The following is a 17,931-nucleotide window of genomic DNA, read 5'->3' on the forward strand; positions in this document are numbered from 1 at the left end:
CGGCTAAACCGGCTGCACGGTCGGACGGAACAGGATTTCGTTCACGTCCACGTCCTCCGGCTGTGAGATCGCGAACGCAACCATGCTGGCCATGGTGCTGGCCGGCAAGCCGATCTGGCTCACGACGTCCTTGACGTCGTCCGCCAGTCCGGGCTCGCTGATGTGATCGGCCAGCTCTGTGCTGACCGCCCCGGGCGAGATGGTGGTGACGCGGATGTTGTAGTCCTTCACCTCCTGACGCAGCCCTTCGGAGATGGCACGCACGGCGTGCTTGGTGGCGCAATAGACGGCGCCGGTGGCAACGACCTTGTGGCCGTAGACCGAGGAGACGTTGATGACGTGTCCGGACTTCTGCTCTTTCATGTAGGGCAGCGCGGCGGCAATGCCGTAGAGCGTGCCCTTCATGTTCACGTCGATCATGCGGTCCCATTCGTCGATCCGCAGGCTCTCCAGCGGCGAAAGCGGCATGAGGCCGGCGTTGTTTAAGATCACGTCCACGCGACCGTAGGTCTCCTTGGCGGTGTCGACCAATTTCCGGACGTTGTCGAGCTTCGTGACATCGGTGGCGAGAGCGACCGCCTCACCTCCGGCCTCGGTAATGTCCTGCACGATGGCCTCGAGCCGGTCGGCACGGCGGGCGCCGAGCACGACCTTGGCCCCCTTGGCCGCAAGATCGCGGGCGGTCGCCTCGCCCATGCCACTGGAGGCGCCGGTGATGACGATGACTTTGCCGGTGATGTTGTCAGTCATGACGATCTCCCATGAGGTTGTTGTTTGCCGCTGTGATGCGAGCAGCGGAACGGCCCGGTTCGCGGGGGCGAGCGCAACACGCGGTCCGGAGCGGGCAGGCTTCTCGACCACGTCGATTGCGGGCGAGGCAATCAACGCATCCGTGCTGGCAACTGCATGAGGGATGCCAAGGGCGTCGGCGTGGCTGCGCTCGAGCCGGCTGCTCGCGACACCCGCCCCTTTCTCGCCGCTCTTCTCGCTTGAGCTGAGACCGACGCCACTGATCCGGATCACGTCCGCGTTGATGCCGTTTCCTCGTCATCTTGGAACATCCACGGCAGGGCGCCCCGCCCTGTGCCGTCGGCATAGCGTGCCGTCAAGACCGGCCCTACGACTCGGCCTCCTCGACGCCGTCCGCACCGGCGCCGCATTTTCAGCAGGGCGTCGATCACCTGGCGCCGATGGTAAGTCCGACCAGCGCCACGGCACTGGCTCCCGTGCTCCAGAGACCGGGCAAATATTGCTCGCAACGCCGAAATCAGGGCATGGTAGGTCGGGTTAGCGATCGCGTAACGCGACAATCAACGGCTTACTCGCGCCCTGACTGGCGCCCTGACTGGCGCCCATCGTCGGGTTACGCTGCGCTAACCCGACCTCCCATACTTGCCCAATCTCTCCAGTGTGGGAGCAAGCGCGGACGCCCGGCGGCCCGGAGCCATTTTCGCGAGATGGTCGAAGATATGCTCAGGGCAGATCGGCGAAGGTGCCGAGGCGGATGTGGCCGCCGGAGGTCCGGACCGGCGTGCAGAAGATCGCCAGATTGCCCACGGGTGCCGAATAGGTGATATGACCCGCTTCCGGGTGTAGTCGGCCAACGCGTCCGTGGTATCGAATCGCAGACGTCAGTTCTCGCATCGCTGGGCGTCGTCCCCGACGATTGGAGAGCAATAGGGGACGTGAGGTATTCCCACGAATTGCGCCGCACCGGACTGCTCCCGACCTGCACGGCCCGCTGGGAGCGCCGGCTTCCAGCCGGCTCGCCGCGTGCCCGGCTCGGCGCCGGGCACGCGGCCTCAGCGCGTCAGCACGCAGTTAAGCCTTTACCGAGGCAACCGATGTTTTGGGGACACCCCAGGATTTGTGCCTGTATTTTCCAGGTCAGGCCAAAGATGCGGTGCCAGTTGATCACCGGCCGACGTCAGTCCGTATCCGGCAGCTCGCGATCGAGCAGCGCACGGAGTCGCACGAGCTCTTCCTTGCTCAGACCTTGCAGGCGCTCCTCGGGTGGTAGCCCGCGCAGGCGTTCTTCGGGTCGTAGCCCACGCAAGCGCTCCTCAGGCGGCAACCCACGCAAGCGCTCCTCGGGCGGTAGCCCACGCAGACGCTCCTCGGGCGGCAGCTCCGGCAGCACCTCCAGCGCCACGTCACGGCGAAAGTCTTCGATGGTGTAGGACATGCGCAGGCCCGCATTGCGGTAGTGTCGGTACAGCTCGTTGAGGATAGGCAGATGATCGGCCGCCTGCCAGCGGAAGTTGCGCGCCCCCTCGGCCACCCGCTCCGCCTCGGCGCTGAACAACTCCCACAGCGCGTTGCGCGGCGCGCGCTCGACCGCGCGCGGGACGATGACGGTCACCGCACGACCGCACGACCGATCGCCGGGAGGCGGTAGACGCCAGGCTTAGACTCGGCAGGCTGCACCTGCTCGAACAGCGCGCGGGATGGCGCGTGGACACCGCATACAGCCCGAACGCGTCCGGCGCGGCACCCGGCGCGAACGCCTTGCGGTAGTTGACATAGTGGCCGATCAGCTCCTCGATCGCCCAGCTGTCCAGGCTCTCGTGCAGCGACTTGTAGGTCAGCAGGTTGTGCGCGCGCAGCCCTTCCAGCCCGTCACACGGCGCCGGCAGTCGCCACACGGGCGTGCGCTCCGGCTCGCGGATCACCAGCACGTCGAGCAGCTGGCGCTTGCGCGCCAGGTCCTTCTCCAACTCCACCGCATAGCCGGTACCGGTGAAGTAGTCGTCCAGCGTCAGGCCGAAAAGGCGGTGCCAGTTGATCATGACGTCCAAAGAGAAATCAGCCGATAGCTGGAACTACAAGCGCGCAAAAACCGCGAATCCTCTTGTGAAGGTGCCGACGACAGTTACCGACTATCCGCACAATATGGCGTGTTTGGTGCAAAACGCCGGCACGAATCTGGCACACCGACGGAGAACCTCGTGCCTTTGTGCACCGCTCCAGCGTCTCCGTTGATGCTTGATTGCAAGACTTGCCCCCATCTCTGGTGACCGCGGCCGTCACGCCGAAGAAGGCGCTCCCACGGCGGTGGAAGGACTTATGATCATGGCCGGCGATTCATTGGGTGCCATGCAGAAAACGTGGTGCGTCCCCATTTTCCCGTTTTCCGTTACACGCCATTGGTGGAACCGCTCCGAGACTGAGAAAGAATGCTCCGTAGATCAGGCTGAGGAACGAAGCCCAACACCGCGCGCGACCTAACCGCCGGTTTGTCGGCCCTCCCTCGTCGGCCCGACTAAAAAAGAACGCTTTGGATGCGGCGAGCAACATACTTCCACGGTCTGTCCGCTTGCTGCACCCGACGCCGCTGCCTTTGCGGGATGCGGAGCTCATTGTGAAAACGGCGGAGACTCCTGCGCGCACCGGGCGCTATCGGGCGGGAGGTCTCCGTCGATCAGATAAGCGGCAACGTAGTCTTGCGCGCACTGGCTCGGATTGAGCAGTTGGGTATGCCCGAAGCCGTCGACGGTTAGCAAATGGCCGTCCCATAGCTCGTCGGCCATGCGCCGCGAGCTGGAATACGGGGTGGCCGGGTCAAAGGTGTTGCCGATCACGAGTACCGGCGGGGTCGGCGTGTCCCACGGCCCGAGATAGCGATTGGACGCCCTGACCGACCAGCGGTTGCACACGGCCCCGAAGGGCCAGCCGTTGAGTCCGGCGCGCTCGTACGAAAACCACGCCTGCGCCGCGTACGCCGCCGGCGTCGTCGGGTTGGGGCTCTCCCCGCAGATCACCGAGCGTTGGCGCCCCACGCTGGTGACGTAGGTGGACGGCGCCGGCGGCCCTGCCGCTTCCTCGGCCGCTTCCCCCGCCGGTTCCTCGGCGGGGGCCGGCGGGGCCAGGGGCTGAGCGGCAAGGCACGCGGCGACGTCGCCGTCCCCGACTTGCTGTTGCGATGCCTCCCAGACCTTCTCTAGTGCCTCCGCAACGGCACGCCATCCCGGGAACCGGCCGAAGCCGGGCAATGGGCGCAGGAGGTAGATCTTGCTCGTCACGTACGCAATCAGCGCCCGGTTGTCGACGGGCTGATCGAGACCGTCGACCGACCCGGCCGTCACGGGGCACGCATCGATGCGCGCCAGAAGAGTCGCCCATTTGCGCCATGTCGCCTCGGGCGATCCGGCCGAGAACGCGCAGCTGGCCGTGTCGACGTCGCCGCATTGGTTCATGAATTCACTGACTGTATCCGCGGCGCCCAAGTCCGAGCCGATCCGCACGAAGGTGCTCAGCAACGCCCCGTCGCCGTCGTTGCCAGCCCAGGCCCTGGGGTCGGCGGCGCCGTCGAGGACGACCGCCCGGACCCGGTCCGGAAACATGTTCAGGTAGGTCGCTCCTAAGAACGTGCCGTAGGAGGTTCCGTAGTAGGTCAGTTCCTCGTCGCCGACCGCCTGGCGCAAAAGGTCAAGGTCGCGTGCGTTGTCTGCCGTCGATACATGCGCCAGCAGGTCGCTATTCCTGCGCAGACAACGTCGATTGAGCCTGGTGTGGCCTTCGATGTAGCCCGCCAGCTCCCGCGCGGATACGGGGATAGCGGGGAGGTCGGCGAATGCGGCTTCAAGGAAGCCGATCTCCTGCTCCTCGCTGTCGAAGCATTGGACGACGGGAGTGGTGCGCCCTCCCATGCCGCGCGGGTCCCAGCTCACGACATCGAACGAGCGCCGCACCGCTTCGGGAAAGCCCCAAACGGACGCCGGCAGGTATTGAGTACCGACATCGCTCGGGCCACCCGGGTTCCAGAACAGGGTCCCGATTCGGCTGCCCGGGTCCTGTGCCGGCGCTTTGATCAGGGCAAGGCTGAACGTCTTGCCGCGCGGCCGCGAATAGTCCATCGGTACGTCGGCGGTCGCGCACTCGAAGCCGTCTTCATCGGCACAGGGCTGCCAGTCGAGCACGGGTACGCGTACGCTGGCCAGCTCCGGTGTTGCGGCGACGACAGGAGATGCGACGTCCAGCAGGCCGGTCATCGCCAATGCGGCGGTCATTGCGATCGGCTGCCGGCAGCGGCGTTGCGGGCGCGGTTCGATGGCGGATGGGGCACGCTCGGAACGCATGCTCATGGACACCTCGGCGCAATTCATCGATGGAATGGTAACGACGCCTTTGTCAACGGCGGCGCGGCAGGCTGGCGGATTTGCAGCGCCCTCACCCTTCCACCGCTTTGATCACCGCAAGCGCCAACTCACCGGCGTGGTCGGCGTCACCTTCCGCCCCGCTGTTGAGCGCGATGGTCACGATCAGGTCCTTGTCCATGAGATAGACATAGAGGACGCGGTAGCCATTGGTCTCGCCCTCATACTGCCAGCCGGTGCCGAGTTTCGAGGCGAAGCCGGAGACGCCAAGGCCGAAGCCGCGGGGGTCGTCGGTGGTCACTCCATCGATCGGCTTGCCCGTCTTCATCGAGACCATCTGGGTCAGCTCGTCGCGCGCGGCGGGGTCGAGAAGATCGCCCGAGCCGAAAAGCGCGCGGACCCAGCGGTTGACTTGCTCGGGGCGCGAAACGATCGCGCCCGCCGGGCCCGCCCAAGACATGTCCTCCAGCATTACGTCGGCGCCATCATAGGCCCAAAGGGGCGCATATCCGTCGGCAATGAAATAGCCCGAGGCCATCCGGTCGGTGATCTCGGGTGGATAGATCTCGTCACGGTAGTAAGTCGAGGTCAGGCCGGAGCGCGGGCCGAAGAACCGCTCCTCGAAGTTCTCGCGGACACGCTTGCCGGTCGCGCGCTCAATGACCATGCCGGCGAGCATGTAGTTGGTGTTGGAGTAGGAATAGCCCGTTGTCGGCGCAGGTGCGCTGGGATAAGAGGGATCCGCGAAGCCCACGAGCACCTCGGGCGAGAAGTGGCGCGAGAGGCCCACCTTCGCGATGCTGTCGAGCATGGCATCGATGTCGTCGTAGCTCGGGATGCCGCTCGTCATGTTGAGCAGTTGACGGAGCGTGACATGCTTCCAGGCGGGATATTCCGGCAGCCAAGTGCCAAGCGTGTCGTCGAGATCGAGCACGCCTTTTGACTGGAGCTGGAGGAGGGTCACCGCAGTGAAGGACTTGGTGATGCTGCCGATCTGGAACAGCGTCTCGGGCGTCACGTCCGCCGCGTCCGGCGCGTTCGAGACCTTGCCCGAGGCGACGTTCACCGTGCCCGCATCGCCCGGCAGGCTCACGCTGATCGAGATCGCCGTGGCCCGCTCCCCCGGCGCGGTGTCGGCGATGTAGCTGTCGGCGATGGTCTGGAGCTTCGATTCGAGCGTGGCTTGGGACGTGTCGGCGAAAGAGCGAGCGCCGGGAAGGCCAAGGCACATTGCGGCGACGACAACAACGGCGGCCGTTGGACGGTTCATGGTTTTTTCCTGAAAAGTCTTGTGCTAGCCGCGACCTAAATTCCATCGCTCGGGGCACTCATGCAGTGCCTACCTCCCCCGTACGCCGTGCTCAGCACTGCGTGCCGCGCACGGAGTGCGCGCCCTAATCTTCCAGCAACAAGTCCTTAGCCGCGTTGATCTGCGCGGCCAGGTAGTCGCTGCCGCCGCGGTCGGGATGCAGGCGCTGCATCAGGCGGCGATGGGCGGCGCGGATAGTCTCGGGATCGGCGCCGGGTTCAACACCGAGGATAGACCAAGCGTCCTCCTTGGTCATCCCCCCGGTAGCGGCGTGGGCACCGCCGCCTGGGGCTTCGCCGCTGCCGGCCGTCGCGTCGCGCCAGTCGCCGTGCTCGCGGTCCAGGTACGCGGTCAGCACCGCCGCGGAGCGAGCGTCGGATTCTTGGTATAGCTCCAGCATCCGCAGCAGTTGCGACAGCGAGAGCTGCGAGAGCCTCTGGCCGGTGAACGGGCCTTCACGCACCTCGCCGTCCATGACGCCGTTGGCGTGGTCGAGGCTCATGTCCAGGTAACGGGTGCGGATGGACGAGGTCCTGCCGGCGCCAGCAGCGCTCCCGGCGCTACCGCCCGCGCCGCCGCCCGAACCCGCGCCGGGAGCACCCGGCCCGACGAGCCCCAGGGACTGCAACAGCCGATGCAACGCCGGCAGCGACTGGAGCAGGTTCAGCGCCCGCATCGCCACCGGCACGGCGGCGGCGACGGCCGCGAAGATGGGGTTGAGCCGCCCGCTCATCACCGCCAGCAGCACCAGCGCCACAACGGCCCAGACGGCGCCCTTGCGCAGCACCGCGGCGACCTTGGGCGCCGGCGTGGTGCGGAACCAGTGCAGGAACCACCACAGCAGCAACACCACCGCCAGCAGGACGATCAGCCGGGCCATATGCGACCTCTAAACCTCATCAACGTCTCCAATGCCGTCAGCGCTCGCCGAGCTGCCGGGTCAGTTGCAGCACCGCGCCGCCGCGGCGACGGCCGAAGTCCGTCAGCGCCCGGCGGCCTCCGGCGGCGAACACGGCCACGGCGCTGAGCAGGTCCTTGAGCACCTGCGGGCTGTTGTGATCAAACGGGCACCAGGCGCCACCGGAGAGCCGGGCGATGTCGCGGAGTATCCGCTCGGCACCAGGCTCGCGCCCCTCCTGGAACACGAACACGGGCACGCCGAGCAGCCCGAGCTCGCCCGCATGCCCGGCGAGGGCATCGTGGTCTTCTTCCACGCAATCGCCGACGAACACCAGGGCGTTCACGGCGCCGCGGCCGGCCTCGGCCTTGGCGTGGGCCAGCACCCGGCCGATCTGGGTCAGACCGGCGGCGCAGTAGACGCGGGTCATGCGCGGCAGCAGCTCGTCGGCGCTGCCGCACCACGGGGAGGCATGGAACTCGTGAAAGCCGCGGTACCAACAAAGCTGCACCTCCAGCCCGCCCAGGTCACGGGTCTCTTGGAACATGGCCGCCTGGATGTCGGCGGCCCGGTCCCAGGTGGGCTCACGGCTGGCGGTGGCGTCCATGGCGAAGATGAGCCGCCCGCGCGCACCGGCGCCGGCGCGCTGCGGTGTACGCGCCACCTGCGCCAGAAAGGCGTCGATCTCGCCGTCGCTGGAGGTCTTCTGGAGGTCTTTGCCGGATTTGCTCATAGATGTCTAGATGGGGCTTCAATCGTCCCGATTGGACCGGGTGGCGGCGCCCGGGTGCCGCGCCGCGGCGCCCATCCACACCGGCCCTGTGGCAAGGTCGCCGGGCCGATCGAGATCTTGCAGGATACCCGGGTCGTCCACGGGGATCGTAACGAGCTGATCCGCGTGGGCCACAAGCAATGCGCGCGCCCCCTGATCGCCGCGCGAGGCCAGCAGCGCATCCCGCCAGCGGGCGCCGAAGCCCACCGGGTGGCCACGCCGGCCGTCCAGCGTCGGCGCCGCGATCCCGGCGCCCGCCGCGACGGCCCGCGCAACCGCCGCGATGGTCGCTGGCTGCAAGAAGGGCATGTCGCCGAGCGCCACCACCCACCCGTCCGCAGCCTGACTGGCGCCGACTCCGCAGGCAAGGCTGTGTCCCATGCCGAGGTGCGCGTCCGCGCAGCCGATGACGACCACGCCAAGCCGCCGCAGCACGGGTCCGACGCCCTCCTCCGGCGCGCGCACCACCGCCAGCACATCGCAGCCGGCAGCGAGCAGGTTGCGCGCCGCGGCGACGCACATGGGCGTGCCATCCGCCAGCAGCGCGCTCAGCTTGTCGCCGCCGAAGCGCCGCCCCGAGCCAGCGGCGAGCAAGAGCGCCCGAATGCTCATTCACCCCCTCTATCCACCCGATCCTCCGCTCGACCATCCGCCCGGTGCGACGGACGGGCGGGCCGAAGCGCTCCGTTCCCCGCATCCCCCGACATGCGGCCGTCATCGTTCCCATCTAGACTCCGCTGGCCGCCAGCGGCAAATGCCAACAAGACACCACCACCCAAGAGGATTTCAGCCATGGCCTTCAAAGACATGCTCGACCAGATGCTCGCCGCCGGCAAGGATTTCGCCGCCCAAGGCAGCGATTTCGCGGAGAAGCACATGAAGCTGCCGCCGGAGGGACCGGAGCGCGACGCCATGCTCGGCAACCTCGGCAAGGGCGCCCTCGCGGGCGGCGCGCTGGTGGCGCTGCTGGGCACCAACGTCGGCCGCAAGCTCACCGGCACCGCCGCGGCCCTGGGCGGCATCGGCCTGCTCGGCAAGGTCGCCCACGACGCCTTCAAAACCTGGCAGGCGGACCAGGGCGACAGCTCGGACGCGGGCACGCCGGTGCAGCAACTCCCGGGCGCCGAGGCGGAGGATCGCAGCAAGGCGCTGTTCAAGGCCATGATCGCGGCGGCCAAGGCCGACGGTCACATCGACGATGCCGAGCGCGCCGCCATCGAGCGCTCCATCGCGAGCCTCGGGCTGGACGATGCCACCCGGCAGACGATGGAGGCGGAGCTGGCGCGGCCGCTGGATGTACAGGAGGTCGCCGCCGGCGCCGACTCTCCGGCCGCCGCCGCCGAGATCTATCTCGCCTCGCTGTTCGTCATCGACGCGGCCAATCCCAGCGAAAAGGCTTATCTCGATCAGCTCGCCGCGGCGCTGAACATCCAGCCGGCGCTCGCCGAGCAGCTACGGGAGAAGGCACAGGCGACGGCCTGACGCCGCCGAGCGCGCAAACGCTGGCTCGCTGGACGCGCCCCGGGATCGCTCGGGGCGTCCGGCTGCTGCCGCTCAATGTCGGTCGAGTTAGCGATAGCGTAACCCGACCTACGATCCTCGCGATCACTGCCCGACAGCGCGTACAGGCTCCCGAGTTTCTGCTCGACAGCAGACAACAGAAGCTCGATTCTGTCCAACCGCTCGCCATGATCGGCCAGCGTTACGCGGATCGCACGGAGGTGCTCCAGGACCAGGTTTTCCACGTCGCTCGTCATCGCAGATACCGCTATCGATATTCGTCAATTGGTTCAATGAGGCACCCACGCCAGCTTTAGCCCATCCGCCACCCACGGGTCGCGACACCAAACGGCTATTCTCCGCACACGAAACCCGCTCTCTTCTGGGCTACACTCCATCGGGCTGACGTACCCCGACGAATGAGATCCGGCACGGCCGGTGCAATCGCCTCGTGCCACCAAGCCCGCAGGAGGAAGCCGCCTTGGCCAGCATCACCCTGAAGGCCCCGCTTACCGGCGTCATCGTGCCGCTGGAACAGGTGCCGGACCCCGTCTTCTCGCAGAAGATGGTGGGCGATGGCGCGTCCATCGACCCCATCGATCAGTTGCTGGTGGCGCCCTGCGACGGCAAGGTCACGCAGCTCCATAAGGCCCACCACGCGGTGACGCTGACCACCGCCGATGGCATCGAGGTGATGATGCACATCGGTCTGGACACGGTGAGCCTGAAGGGCGAGGGCTTCCGGCCAAGGGTCGCCGAGGGCGATGCGGTGCAGACCGGCGATCCGCTGATCGAATTCGATGCGGATTACCTGGCCACCCACGCGAAGAGCCTGCTGACCCAGATCCTGGTCACGAATATGGAGCGCGTAACGGCCCTGGAGCCGGCGTCCGGCCTGGTCAATGCGGGCAGCGACGCATTCCTGACCCTGACGACGGCCGCCGCCGGCGCCGAGGCGGCTGCCACCGGCAGGACGGTCAGCTCCGAGGCCATCCTGATACCCAACCCCACCGGGCTGCACGCCCGCCCGGCCGCGGTGCTGGCGAACCTGGCCAAGCGCTACGAGTCACGCATCCTGCTTCAGCGCGGCAACGACGAGGCCAACGCCAAGAGCGTCGTCTCCATCATGGCCTTGGAGGTGTCACAAGACGACAAAGTGGTACTCGTCGCCACCGGGCCGGACGCGGAGGCGGCCATCGCGGCGATCGCGCCGGAGCTGGCCGCCGGACTCGGCGACGAGGGCACGGCCCCCGCCCCGGCGCCGGCCACCATGGAGCCGGACCCCGCCAACGCGCCGCCGCCGCGCCCGCGCTCCGAGGACCCAAGCCTGCTGCTCGGCGTCGCCGCATCACCCGGGCTTGGCGTCGGCAAGGTCTTCCAGCTCCGCCGCGACGAGATCCGGGTGCCCGAGGCCGCCACCGACGAGCCGCGCGTGGAGCGCCGCCGCCTGGACGACGCCATCGAGCACGCCAAGAACGAGCTCGAAGCCCTGCAGGCCGAGCTGCATGCCAAGGCAGACCCGGCCAAGGCCGCCATCTTCGCCGCCCATCAGGAACTGCTGGCAGACCCGGACCTGCTGGACATCGCCGAGAGCGCCATCGCCAAGGGCAAGTCCGCCGCCTTCGCCTGGCAGCGCGCCTATAGCACCCACGCCGAGCGCCTGGCGGGGCTCAAGAACGAGATCATGGCTGGGCGCGCCGCGGACCTGCGCGACGTGGGCCGGCGCGTGCTGGGCATCCTCACGGGCCAGCCGGTGCAGGAGCCGGAGATCCCCGCGGGCGCCATTCTTATCGCCGAGGACCTGAGTCCATCCGACACCGCCAAGTTGGACCCGGCGAAGGTCTTCGGCTTCGCCACCGTCGGCGGCGGCGCGACCTCGCACGTGGCCATCCTGGCGCGCTCGCTGGACATCCCGGCCGTGGCCGGCATCGAGCCACGCGCGCTGGAGCTGGCCGACGGTGCCGAGGTGATCCTGGACGGCGGTAAGGGACAGCTCCGCATCGACCCGGACCCGGCGGAGGTGGACCACATCCTGACACTGAAGCACAAGCTGGCGGAGAAGAAACAGGCCAACCTCGCCGCCGCCCACGAGCCGGCCGTCACCACCGACGGGCATCGGGTGGAAGTGGTCGCCAACATCGGCGGCATCGAGGACGCGCGGCAGTCGCTGCCCCTCGGCGGCGAGGGCGTGGGCCTGCTGCGCTCGGAGTTTTTGTACCTGGAGCGCCATACCGCACCCAGCGAGGACGAGCAGACCCGCATCTACGCCGACATCGCCACGGCCCTGGAGGGTCGCCCGCTGATCATCCGCACCCTGGATGTCGGCGGCGACAAGCCCCTGCCCTACCTGCCGATGCCGCGGGAGGAAAACCCCTTCCTCGGCATCCGCGGCGTGCGCATCGGCCTCGACAAGCCCGAGATCCTGCGCACCCAGGTGCGCGCCATCCTGCGCGCCAGTGCGACGCCCGGGGCGAAGCTGCGCATGATGTTCCCGATGATCGCCACCATCGACGAGATCCGCTCGGTGCGGGGCCTGGTGGACGAGGAGCGCGCCAAGGTGCCGGACGCCGGCGACGTCGAGGTCGGCATCATGGTGGAAGTGCCGTCCACGGCGGTGATGGCCCGGCAGTTCGCGCGCGAGGTCGCCTTCTTCTCCATCGGCACCAACGATCTCACGCAGTACACGCTGGCCATGGACCGCGGTCACCCGAAGCTCGGCGCCAAGGCCGATGCCATGAACCCGGCCGTGCTCAAGCTCATCGCGCAAACCTGCGACGGCGCCCATGCCGAGGGCAAGTGGGTCGGTGTCTGCGGCGGCGTCGCCAGCGATCCGCAGGCAGTCCCGATCCTGCTGGGCATCGGCGTGGACGAGCTCTCGGTGAGCGTACCGGCCATTCCAGCGGTGAAGGCCGCTGTCCGCGAGCGCTCCTTGCCGGAGTGTCAGGCGCTGGCCGAGCAGGCGCTCGCCTGCGACACCGCCGCCGAGGTTCGTGCGCTGGTGCCGAGCCAATATTGACCGAGGTGGCCTAGGCTGGACAGCGCGGCGCGTGCTCCGCGGCGCCCGCTGAACCCACCGCGCTTCGCCATCGTCACCGCCTAGCCACGTCACCACAGGAGGGGATCACCATGGGTTATGCAACCAACAAGGCCCCGGCTGTCGGCCCCATCGCCATCGCGCTGACGCTCGCCCTCGCCGGCGCCGCCAGTGCCGCCGCCGAGCGGCAGATGTACCGCTGCCAGACCGGCAACGACGTCATCTTTTCCGCGGAGCCCTGCGGCCCCGACGCACACGAGCTGGACCTGCAATACGATGCACCCAGCGCGCGCGAGGAGGCGGCGGCCGAAGCGAGCATCCAGACCGAGGAGACCAAGGCCGACGACACCGCCGTCGCGGCTGAAGCGCAAGAGCGCATCACGGCCGCCGAACGGAAGATCGAGGCGCTCACCGAGGAGCGCGACCAGCGCCTCGCCGAGCTCGCCGCGCAGCGCGACCGCGGCAGCGGCAACCCCGCCGACGACCAGACCTGGGAGATCGTGCAGGGCACGATGGACGCCGTAGAGGACCAATACGACGCGCGCATCAAGGCCGTGCAGACGGAGGTCGATGAGCTGCGCGGTCGGTAGCCACCGGTAGGCCGGGCCGGGCCACGCAGGTCGGGCCGAGCCACAGCGAAGCCCGACAACACCAGCCAGCGCAGGTCGGGCCGAGCGACAGCGACGCCCGACAGCACCAGCGTCGGGCCTCCTGACGTCGGCCCGACCTACGCGACTCGGCATGATTTGATTTCGATGGAAGCGCGGCGGGGACGCCGCTCCCACAGCACGAAGCCATTGCGGCGGGGACGCCGCTCCCACGGGAGACAACAAGCATGAGCCTGAAAGCCACCTGGGATGCCGCCTTCGCCAATCTACAGAAGATCGGCAAGGCGTTGATGCTGCCGGTATCAGTGCTGCCGGTGGCGGGCATCCTGCTCGGCGTCGGCAGCTCGCTGGCCAATGCCGAGAGCCTGCCCGACTGGCTCATCGCCATCGGCGAGGTCATGGCCGCCTCCGGCGGGGCGGTGTTCACCATCCTGCCGCTCATCTTCGCCATCGGCGTCGTACTGGGCTTCACCAAGAACGACGGCGTTGCCGCCATGGCCGCCACGGTCGGCTACTTCGTGCTCATCGCCGCGCTCGGCGTCATCGGGCTCATGTTCATCCACTGGATGGCGCCGGCGGAGCCGCTGGCGCTCGCGGACGGCAGCAATGCCTACGTCGAGTACGACCCCGCCCACGAGCGCTTCATCTGTCTCGACGCCCAGGGCCGCACCTTGAGCAAGGTACGGCTGGACGAGATCGCCCCCGGCACCGACGGCAGCCGCGAGATCCGCTGCGGCGACGGCGACGCCCAGGTGGTCGCGCCCTTCTCGGTGCAGGAGGTCTCCGAGGGCGGCGGCGCGCTGGCGCTGTACCAGGACGGCAGCGGCAACGCCACGCCCTTCCCGGTCGCCAAGAGCCGCGCCGAGATCAAGAAAGTGATGGGCATCGAGTCCATCGACACTGGCGTCTTCGGCGGCATCCTCATCGGCTTGATTGCTGCCTGGCTGTTCAACAAGTACTACCGCATCCAGCTCCCACCGTACCTCGGCTTTTTCGCCGGCAAGCGCTTCGTGCCCATCGTCGTGTCCTTCGCGGCCATCGGCCTGGCGGCGATCCTGGCGCTGGTGTGGCCGCCCATCGGCGGGGCCATCCGCAGCTTCGGCGACTGGGCCGCCTACGGCAACCCCGCGGCGGCGGTGACCATTTACGGCGTCGTCGAGCGCATGCTGCTGCCCTTCGGCCTGCACCACATCTGGAACGTGCCCTTCTTCTTCGAGGTGGGCACCTACGTCGACCCCGACACCGGCGAGGCGGTGCACGGCATCATCAGCCGCTACTTCGCCGGCGACTACGAGGCGGCCATCCTCGGTGGCGGCTTCGTGTTCAAGATGTTCGGCCTGCCCGCGGCGGCGCTGGCTATTTATCACTGCGCCAAGCCGGAGAACAAGGCGCGCGTTGCGGGCATCATGGGCTCCGCGGCGCTGACCAGCTTTCTGACCGGCATCACCGAGCCGCTGGAGTTCGCCTTCCTGTTCGTGGCCCCGCTGCTCTACGTGGCCCACGCAGTGCTGGTGGGCATTGCCTATCTCGTCACCTATCTGCTCGACGCCCGGCTAGGCTATTCCTTCAGCCACGGCTTCATCGACTATGCGCTCTACTGGGTCAACAACATCAAGCCCTGGATCATCCTCATCCTCGGGCCCATCTTCGCCTTGGTGTACTACGGCGTATTCCGGGTGCTGATTCTGAAGCTCGACCTCAAAACCCCGGGCCGCGAGCCGGCGACGACGGAGGCGACGGAGTACAAGGACATCGTCGCCGACGAATACGCCAAGGAACTGGTGCTCGCCTTCGGCGGCAAGAGCAACATCAAGGCGCTGGACGCCTGCATCACGCGCCTGCGCATCGAGGTGGCCAACATCGACAAGGCCGACCCTGACAAACTCAAGGCCATGGGCGCCGCCGGCGTCGTGGTGGTGGGCAACAACATGCAGGCCATCTTCGGCCCCAAGTCCGACAACCTGAAGACGGACATGGAAGAGTACCTCGCCCACGCCGGCGCCGAGGCGGAGCTGCCCGAGGGCGCCGCGGCGCCGAAGGTGCGCTATAAGGCCGACGAGCTCCGCCCGCGCGCCCGCGACCCGGAGGCGCCGCAGAAGGTCCGCGGCATCATCCGGGCCTTGGGCGGTGCGGCCAACATCCTGCAGACCGAGGCCGCCGCGGAAACGCGCCTGCGCGTCGCACTCAGCGACGAGACCAAGCTCGACGATCAGGCGCTGACGGCAGCCGGCGTCGCTGCCGTCATGCGCCTGCCGGACAATGTGCTGCACCTCATCGTCGGACTCAACGCGGACCAGTACGCGGCGGAGATGAAGGCGGCGCTGGCGGGGTAGATACCGTGAAAGGATTCGGTGTATGTCGGGTTGCGCAGCGTAGCCCGACGATGGGCGTCCGTAAGCTATTGATTGTCGCGTTACGCTATCGCTAACCCGACCTACGATCCTGAAGTGCTGAGCCTGGTCGTCATCGGCATACCGCTGTTGCTCGCGGTGCTGGTGCTGACCATCGTGTTCCCGATCATCGGCGGCGTGAAGGCCAACAACGGGGAGTTGTGGCGGTATCCGCTCAGCATCCAGTTTCTCAGCTAGGTGCCGGACCGCTCGGGACAGGGCTCGTGGTCTCACCGACGCTGGCGTAACCTTGGGCTCCGGTTCCGGGTGCCGGGCCGAGTCGCCCGGAGTACGCCCCTCGTCCGGCCTCTTGGCGTCGGCCCGACCTACGTCGCCGGGGCCCTGATCATAACTCCCCTCACAGCCATGACCCCGTGGGAGCGGCGTCCCCGCCGCGATTGGGCGCCCGTCGTGCCGAGGACGGCGCCGTCGCGGCGGCGGACGCATTCATGATCGACGCCTCGCTCGGACCGGCCATCGGGCCTCGTTCGCCGCTCCACCTGCACCGATCGGAACCGCCAATGCGATCCCGCAACGGCTAGGTCGGGTAACGGTCGGGCAACGGGCGCAGCAATGAGGACAAAGCGTTCGCTGCGGCGCAAATCAGTCTTCTTGTTGGTGCGCGATGGGCGGCAGGGACAGGATGTACTCGGCGATGGCGGCGCGGTCATCGGCAGTCAGCTTGGCCGTGCCTTCGTCGATGACGTGGGCCATGGCGCCGCCGGCGAAGTCGCCGCTTGGGTCCATGCCGATCTCCAGGTAGAACGCCAGCATGCTCCGGGTCCAGGTGCCGATGCCGGTCGCCTTGTCCGGCGTGATGTTGGGCGTGCCACCACCCTCGATGCCCGCGTCGGCACCCGAGTAGCGGGCGCCCTGCTCGACGGCGCCGAATACGTTGCGGGGCGAATGGCACTCAGCGCAGTGGGTGGCGGCCTCGGCGAGGTAGGCGCCGCGGTTCCAGGTGTCGCCGCGCGCGGGGTCGGGCTGGAAGGTACCGGGGTGGAAGTACAGCGCCTTCCAGATACCGATAGGCCAGCGCCAGGCCGGGAACCACGCCAGCTCGTGTGGGCGGTTCGGCTGCGCCACCGGCTCCACCGTATCCAGGTACGCCTTGAGCGCGAGCTTGTCCTCGCGGGTGAGCTTGGTGAAAGAGGTATACGGGAAGGCAGGATAGTAACTCGTGCCCGACGGCGATACGCCCTCCGACAGCGCGCGGACGAAGTCCTCGTCGGACCAGCCGCCGATGCCGTAATCCGGGTCGGGCGTGATGTTGCTGGTGTAGAAGGTGCCGAAGGGGCTCTCGATGGCCCGCCCGCCGGCCAGCGGCTTGCCGCCTTTCGCCGTGTGGCAGACGCCGCAGAGCGCGGCATGGAAGAGGTAGCGGCCGCGCTCGACGGTGGCATTCGCGGCGCTGCCTCCACCGCGGGCCTTGCCCCGAGCCGTGTCGCGGACCTCGGAAGCCGCCGTGCTGCCCTGCTCAGGGGCCGCGGCCTGATCGGCCCGGGCGCCCTGCTCCGCTGTCTGCTGGGCCGCTACCGCGCTTGCCAGCATCAGCAACAGCCAAGCGCCGGCGCCGCCGCAACGGCGGTGCCGGCGGCGGCACGAGCCGCGCGCCTCGGGTAGCGAGCCCATGCCCATGCTCAGTTCTTCCGGTAGGCCTCGTGGCAGCCCTTGCAGGCGTCGCCGAGGTCCTTGAAGGCGCCCATGATGGCGGCCTTGTCGCCGGAGCTGACGGCCTCGGAGAAGGCCGCGGCGGCGTCTTTGGCTTGCTGCGCCTTGTCGGCGAACCCCTGTGCGTCGGACCAGACCTCCGCGGTGGCGTCGGTATCGCCGAAATCGGTGCCCTCGGGGAACAGCGCCGGGATGTCCTGGGTGTTGGCGACGAGGCCGGCGGCGACCGCCTCGAGGCTCGGACCGTAGTCGAAGCCGTCGCGGAGCCTGCCGATGGCGGTGCCCACCTCGCCGCCCATGGTGGTCATGACGTTCTTGCGATACTTGATGGCCTGCTCAACCTTCTCCTGCGACAGGTCTTCGGCGAGGGCGGCGCCGGCGAGCCCCACGGCGGCCAGGGTGGCGACAATGACTTGCAGCTTGTTCATACGGTCGACTCCAATCGTGCTGTCGGATGGGTTGCTGTCGGGTGCCATAAGTGTTCGGGAAAATTGCGTGCCATCCCCGGCGCATCAAGGGCCGGCAAGCGATCAAGCGACCCGCCGGCCGAAGCTAGGGCGATGTGCCGTTTAGAATACCCCGCCTGAGGAAGCGGGCCGGCGGTGGAACTGTCGAGGCCGTCGGGTCACCTAAACCCGTCGCATCCACATTAC

At 67.9% G+C, this 17,931-nt stretch carries 15 protein-coding genes; 5 read left to right on the plus strand and 10 right to left on the minus strand.

From position 1 onward, the window contains the following. Nucleotides 1-3: 3 nt before the first annotated feature. The 8 genes from LJE69_RS09900 to LJE69_RS09930 all read right to left on the minus strand — a co-directional run bounded on the left by LJE69_RS09900 (nt 4) and on the right by LJE69_RS09930 (nt 8,687). Nucleotides 4-750, minus strand: coding sequence for an SDR family oxidoreductase (locus tag LJE69_RS09900; protein WP_367114654.1), 747 nt, complete (start codon nt 748-750; stop codon nt 4-6). A 723-nt stretch (nt 751-1,473) separates the two neighbouring features. Further along, entirely contained in the window at nt 1,474-1,644 is a 171-nt protein-coding gene (locus LJE69_RS20985; RefSeq protein WP_367114650.1) for a cyclophilin-like fold protein, read from the minus strand. Nucleotides 1,645-1,927: 283 nt separating this feature from the next. Next, nucleotides 1,928-2,362, minus strand: coding sequence for a hypothetical protein (locus tag LJE69_RS09905; protein ID WP_296924409.1), 435 nt, complete (start codon nt 2,360-2,362; stop codon nt 1,928-1,930). A 994-nt stretch (nt 2,363-3,356) separates the two neighbouring features. After that, complete coding sequence (locus LJE69_RS09910) at nt 3,357-5,084, minus strand: alpha/beta hydrolase (RefSeq protein ID WP_296924411.1); 1,728 nt, start codon at nt 5,082-5,084, stop codon at nt 3,357-3,359. A gap of 85 nt (nt 5,085-5,169) precedes the next feature. Continuing rightward, nucleotides 5,170-6,366: a serine hydrolase gene (locus LJE69_RS09915; protein WP_296924412.1), complete on the minus strand. Its 1,197-nt coding sequence runs from the start codon at nt 6,364-6,366 to the stop codon at nt 5,170-5,172. Nucleotides 6,367-6,490: 124 nt separating this feature from the next. Next, nucleotides 6,491-7,285: a DnaJ domain-containing protein gene (locus LJE69_RS09920; RefSeq protein ID WP_296924414.1), complete on the minus strand. Its 795-nt coding sequence runs from the start codon at nt 7,283-7,285 to the stop codon at nt 6,491-6,493. A 37-nt stretch (nt 7,286-7,322) separates the two neighbouring features. Continuing rightward, nucleotides 7,323-8,036 (minus strand): VWA domain-containing protein, encoded by a 714-nt coding sequence (locus LJE69_RS09925; RefSeq protein WP_296924416.1) that lies wholly within the window; start codon nt 8,034-8,036, stop codon nt 7,323-7,325. Nucleotides 8,037-8,054: 18 nt separating this feature from the next. Then, nucleotides 8,055-8,687, minus strand: coding sequence for a nucleotidyltransferase family protein (locus LJE69_RS09930; RefSeq protein WP_296924418.1), 633 nt, complete (start codon nt 8,685-8,687; stop codon nt 8,055-8,057). A 180-nt stretch (nt 8,688-8,867) separates the two neighbouring features. Here LJE69_RS09930 and LJE69_RS09935 point away from each other — a divergent pair, with 180 nt between their 5' ends. The 5 genes from LJE69_RS09935 (at nt 8,868) to LJE69_RS09955 (ending at nt 15,805) form a co-directional block, all read left to right on the plus strand. Beyond that, complete coding sequence (locus tag LJE69_RS09935) at nt 8,868-9,557, plus strand: tellurite resistance TerB family protein (protein ID WP_296924420.1); 690 nt, start codon at nt 8,868-8,870, stop codon at nt 9,555-9,557. Nucleotides 9,558-10,056: 499 nt separating this feature from the next. Then, on the plus strand, nt 10,057-12,591 hold the full coding sequence (ptsP, locus tag LJE69_RS09940) for a phosphoenolpyruvate--protein phosphotransferase (RefSeq protein WP_296924422.1): 2,535 nt from the start codon (nt 10,057-10,059) through the stop codon (nt 12,589-12,591). A gap of 110 nt (nt 12,592-12,701) precedes the next feature. Continuing rightward, a complete protein-coding gene (locus LJE69_RS09945) occupies nt 12,702-13,199 on the plus strand; it encodes a hypothetical protein (protein ID WP_296924424.1) in 498 nt (165 codons plus the stop codon). Between the two features lie 245 nt (nt 13,200-13,444). Beyond that, nucleotides 13,445-15,550 carry a PTS transporter subunit EIIC gene (locus LJE69_RS09950; protein ID WP_296924426.1) on the plus strand — a complete coding sequence of 702 codons (2,106 nt, stop codon included), beginning with the start codon at nt 13,445-13,447 and terminating at the stop codon, nt 15,548-15,550. Nucleotides 15,551-15,664: 114 nt separating this feature from the next. After that, nucleotides 15,665-15,805, plus strand: a complete 141-nt coding sequence (locus tag LJE69_RS09955) for a DUF4870 domain-containing protein (RefSeq protein ID WP_296924428.1) — start codon at nt 15,665-15,667, stop codon at nt 15,803-15,805. A gap of 405 nt (nt 15,806-16,210) precedes the next feature. On the opposite strand, the gene LJE69_RS09960 is transcribed toward LJE69_RS09955, so the two are convergent. Together LJE69_RS09960 and LJE69_RS09965 are read right to left on the minus strand one after the other, a co-directional pair. Then, nucleotides 16,211-17,239 carry a cytochrome c gene (locus LJE69_RS09960; RefSeq protein WP_296924430.1) on the minus strand — a complete coding sequence of 343 codons (1,029 nt, stop codon included), beginning with the start codon at nt 17,237-17,239 and terminating at the stop codon, nt 16,211-16,213. Nucleotides 17,240-17,247: 8 nt separating this feature from the next. Continuing rightward, nucleotides 17,248-17,706: a cytochrome c gene (locus tag LJE69_RS09965; protein WP_296924432.1), complete on the minus strand. Its 459-nt coding sequence runs from the start codon at nt 17,704-17,706 to the stop codon at nt 17,248-17,250. Nucleotides 17,707-17,931: the final 225 nt, after the last annotated feature.

Origin of the sequence: Thiohalocapsa sp., assembly GCF_022340605.1 — a bacterium.
In the GTDB taxonomy this organism is placed as follows: domain Bacteria; phylum Pseudomonadota; class Gammaproteobacteria; order Chromatiales; family Chromatiaceae; genus Thiohalocapsa.

Excerpts from the sequence above, each read along its gene's own strand:
- LJE69_RS09915 (WP_296924412.1), bottom strand. The coding sequence starts at position 6,366 with ATGAACCGTCCAACGGCCGCCGTTGTTGTCGTCGCCGCAATGTGCCTT.
- LJE69_RS09900 (WP_367114654.1), bottom strand. The coding sequence starts at position 750 with ATGACTGACAACATCACCGGCAAAGTCATCGTCATCACCGGCGCCTCC.
- LJE69_RS09930 (WP_296924418.1), bottom strand. The coding sequence starts at position 8,687 with ATGAGCATTCGGGCGCTCTTGCTCGCCGCTGGCTCGGGGCGGCGCTTC.
- LJE69_RS09925 (WP_296924416.1), bottom strand. The coding sequence starts at position 8,036 with ATGAGCAAATCCGGCAAAGACCTCCAGAAGACCTCCAGCGACGGCGAG.
- LJE69_RS09960 (WP_296924430.1), bottom strand. The coding sequence starts at position 17,239 with ATGGGCTCGCTACCCGAGGCGCGCGGCTCGTGCCGCCGCCGGCACCGC.
- LJE69_RS20985 (WP_367114650.1), bottom strand. The coding sequence starts at position 1,644 with ATGCGAGAACTGACGTCTGCGATTCGATACCACGGACGCGTTGGCCGA.
- LJE69_RS09950 (WP_296924426.1), top strand. The coding sequence starts at position 13,445 with ATGAGCCTGAAAGCCACCTGGGATGCCGCCTTCGCCAATCTACAGAAG.
- LJE69_RS09945 (WP_296924424.1), top strand. The coding sequence starts at position 12,702 with ATGGGTTATGCAACCAACAAGGCCCCGGCTGTCGGCCCCATCGCCATC.
- LJE69_RS09910 (WP_296924411.1), bottom strand. The coding sequence starts at position 5,084 with ATGAGCATGCGTTCCGAGCGTGCCCCATCCGCCATCGAACCGCGCCCG.
- LJE69_RS09965 (WP_296924432.1), bottom strand. The coding sequence starts at position 17,706 with ATGAACAAGCTGCAAGTCATTGTCGCCACCCTGGCCGCCGTGGGGCTC.
- LJE69_RS09920 (WP_296924414.1), bottom strand. The coding sequence starts at position 7,285 with ATGGCCCGGCTGATCGTCCTGCTGGCGGTGGTGTTGCTGCTGTGGTGG.
- LJE69_RS09935 (WP_296924420.1), top strand. The coding sequence starts at position 8,868 with ATGGCCTTCAAAGACATGCTCGACCAGATGCTCGCCGCCGGCAAGGAT.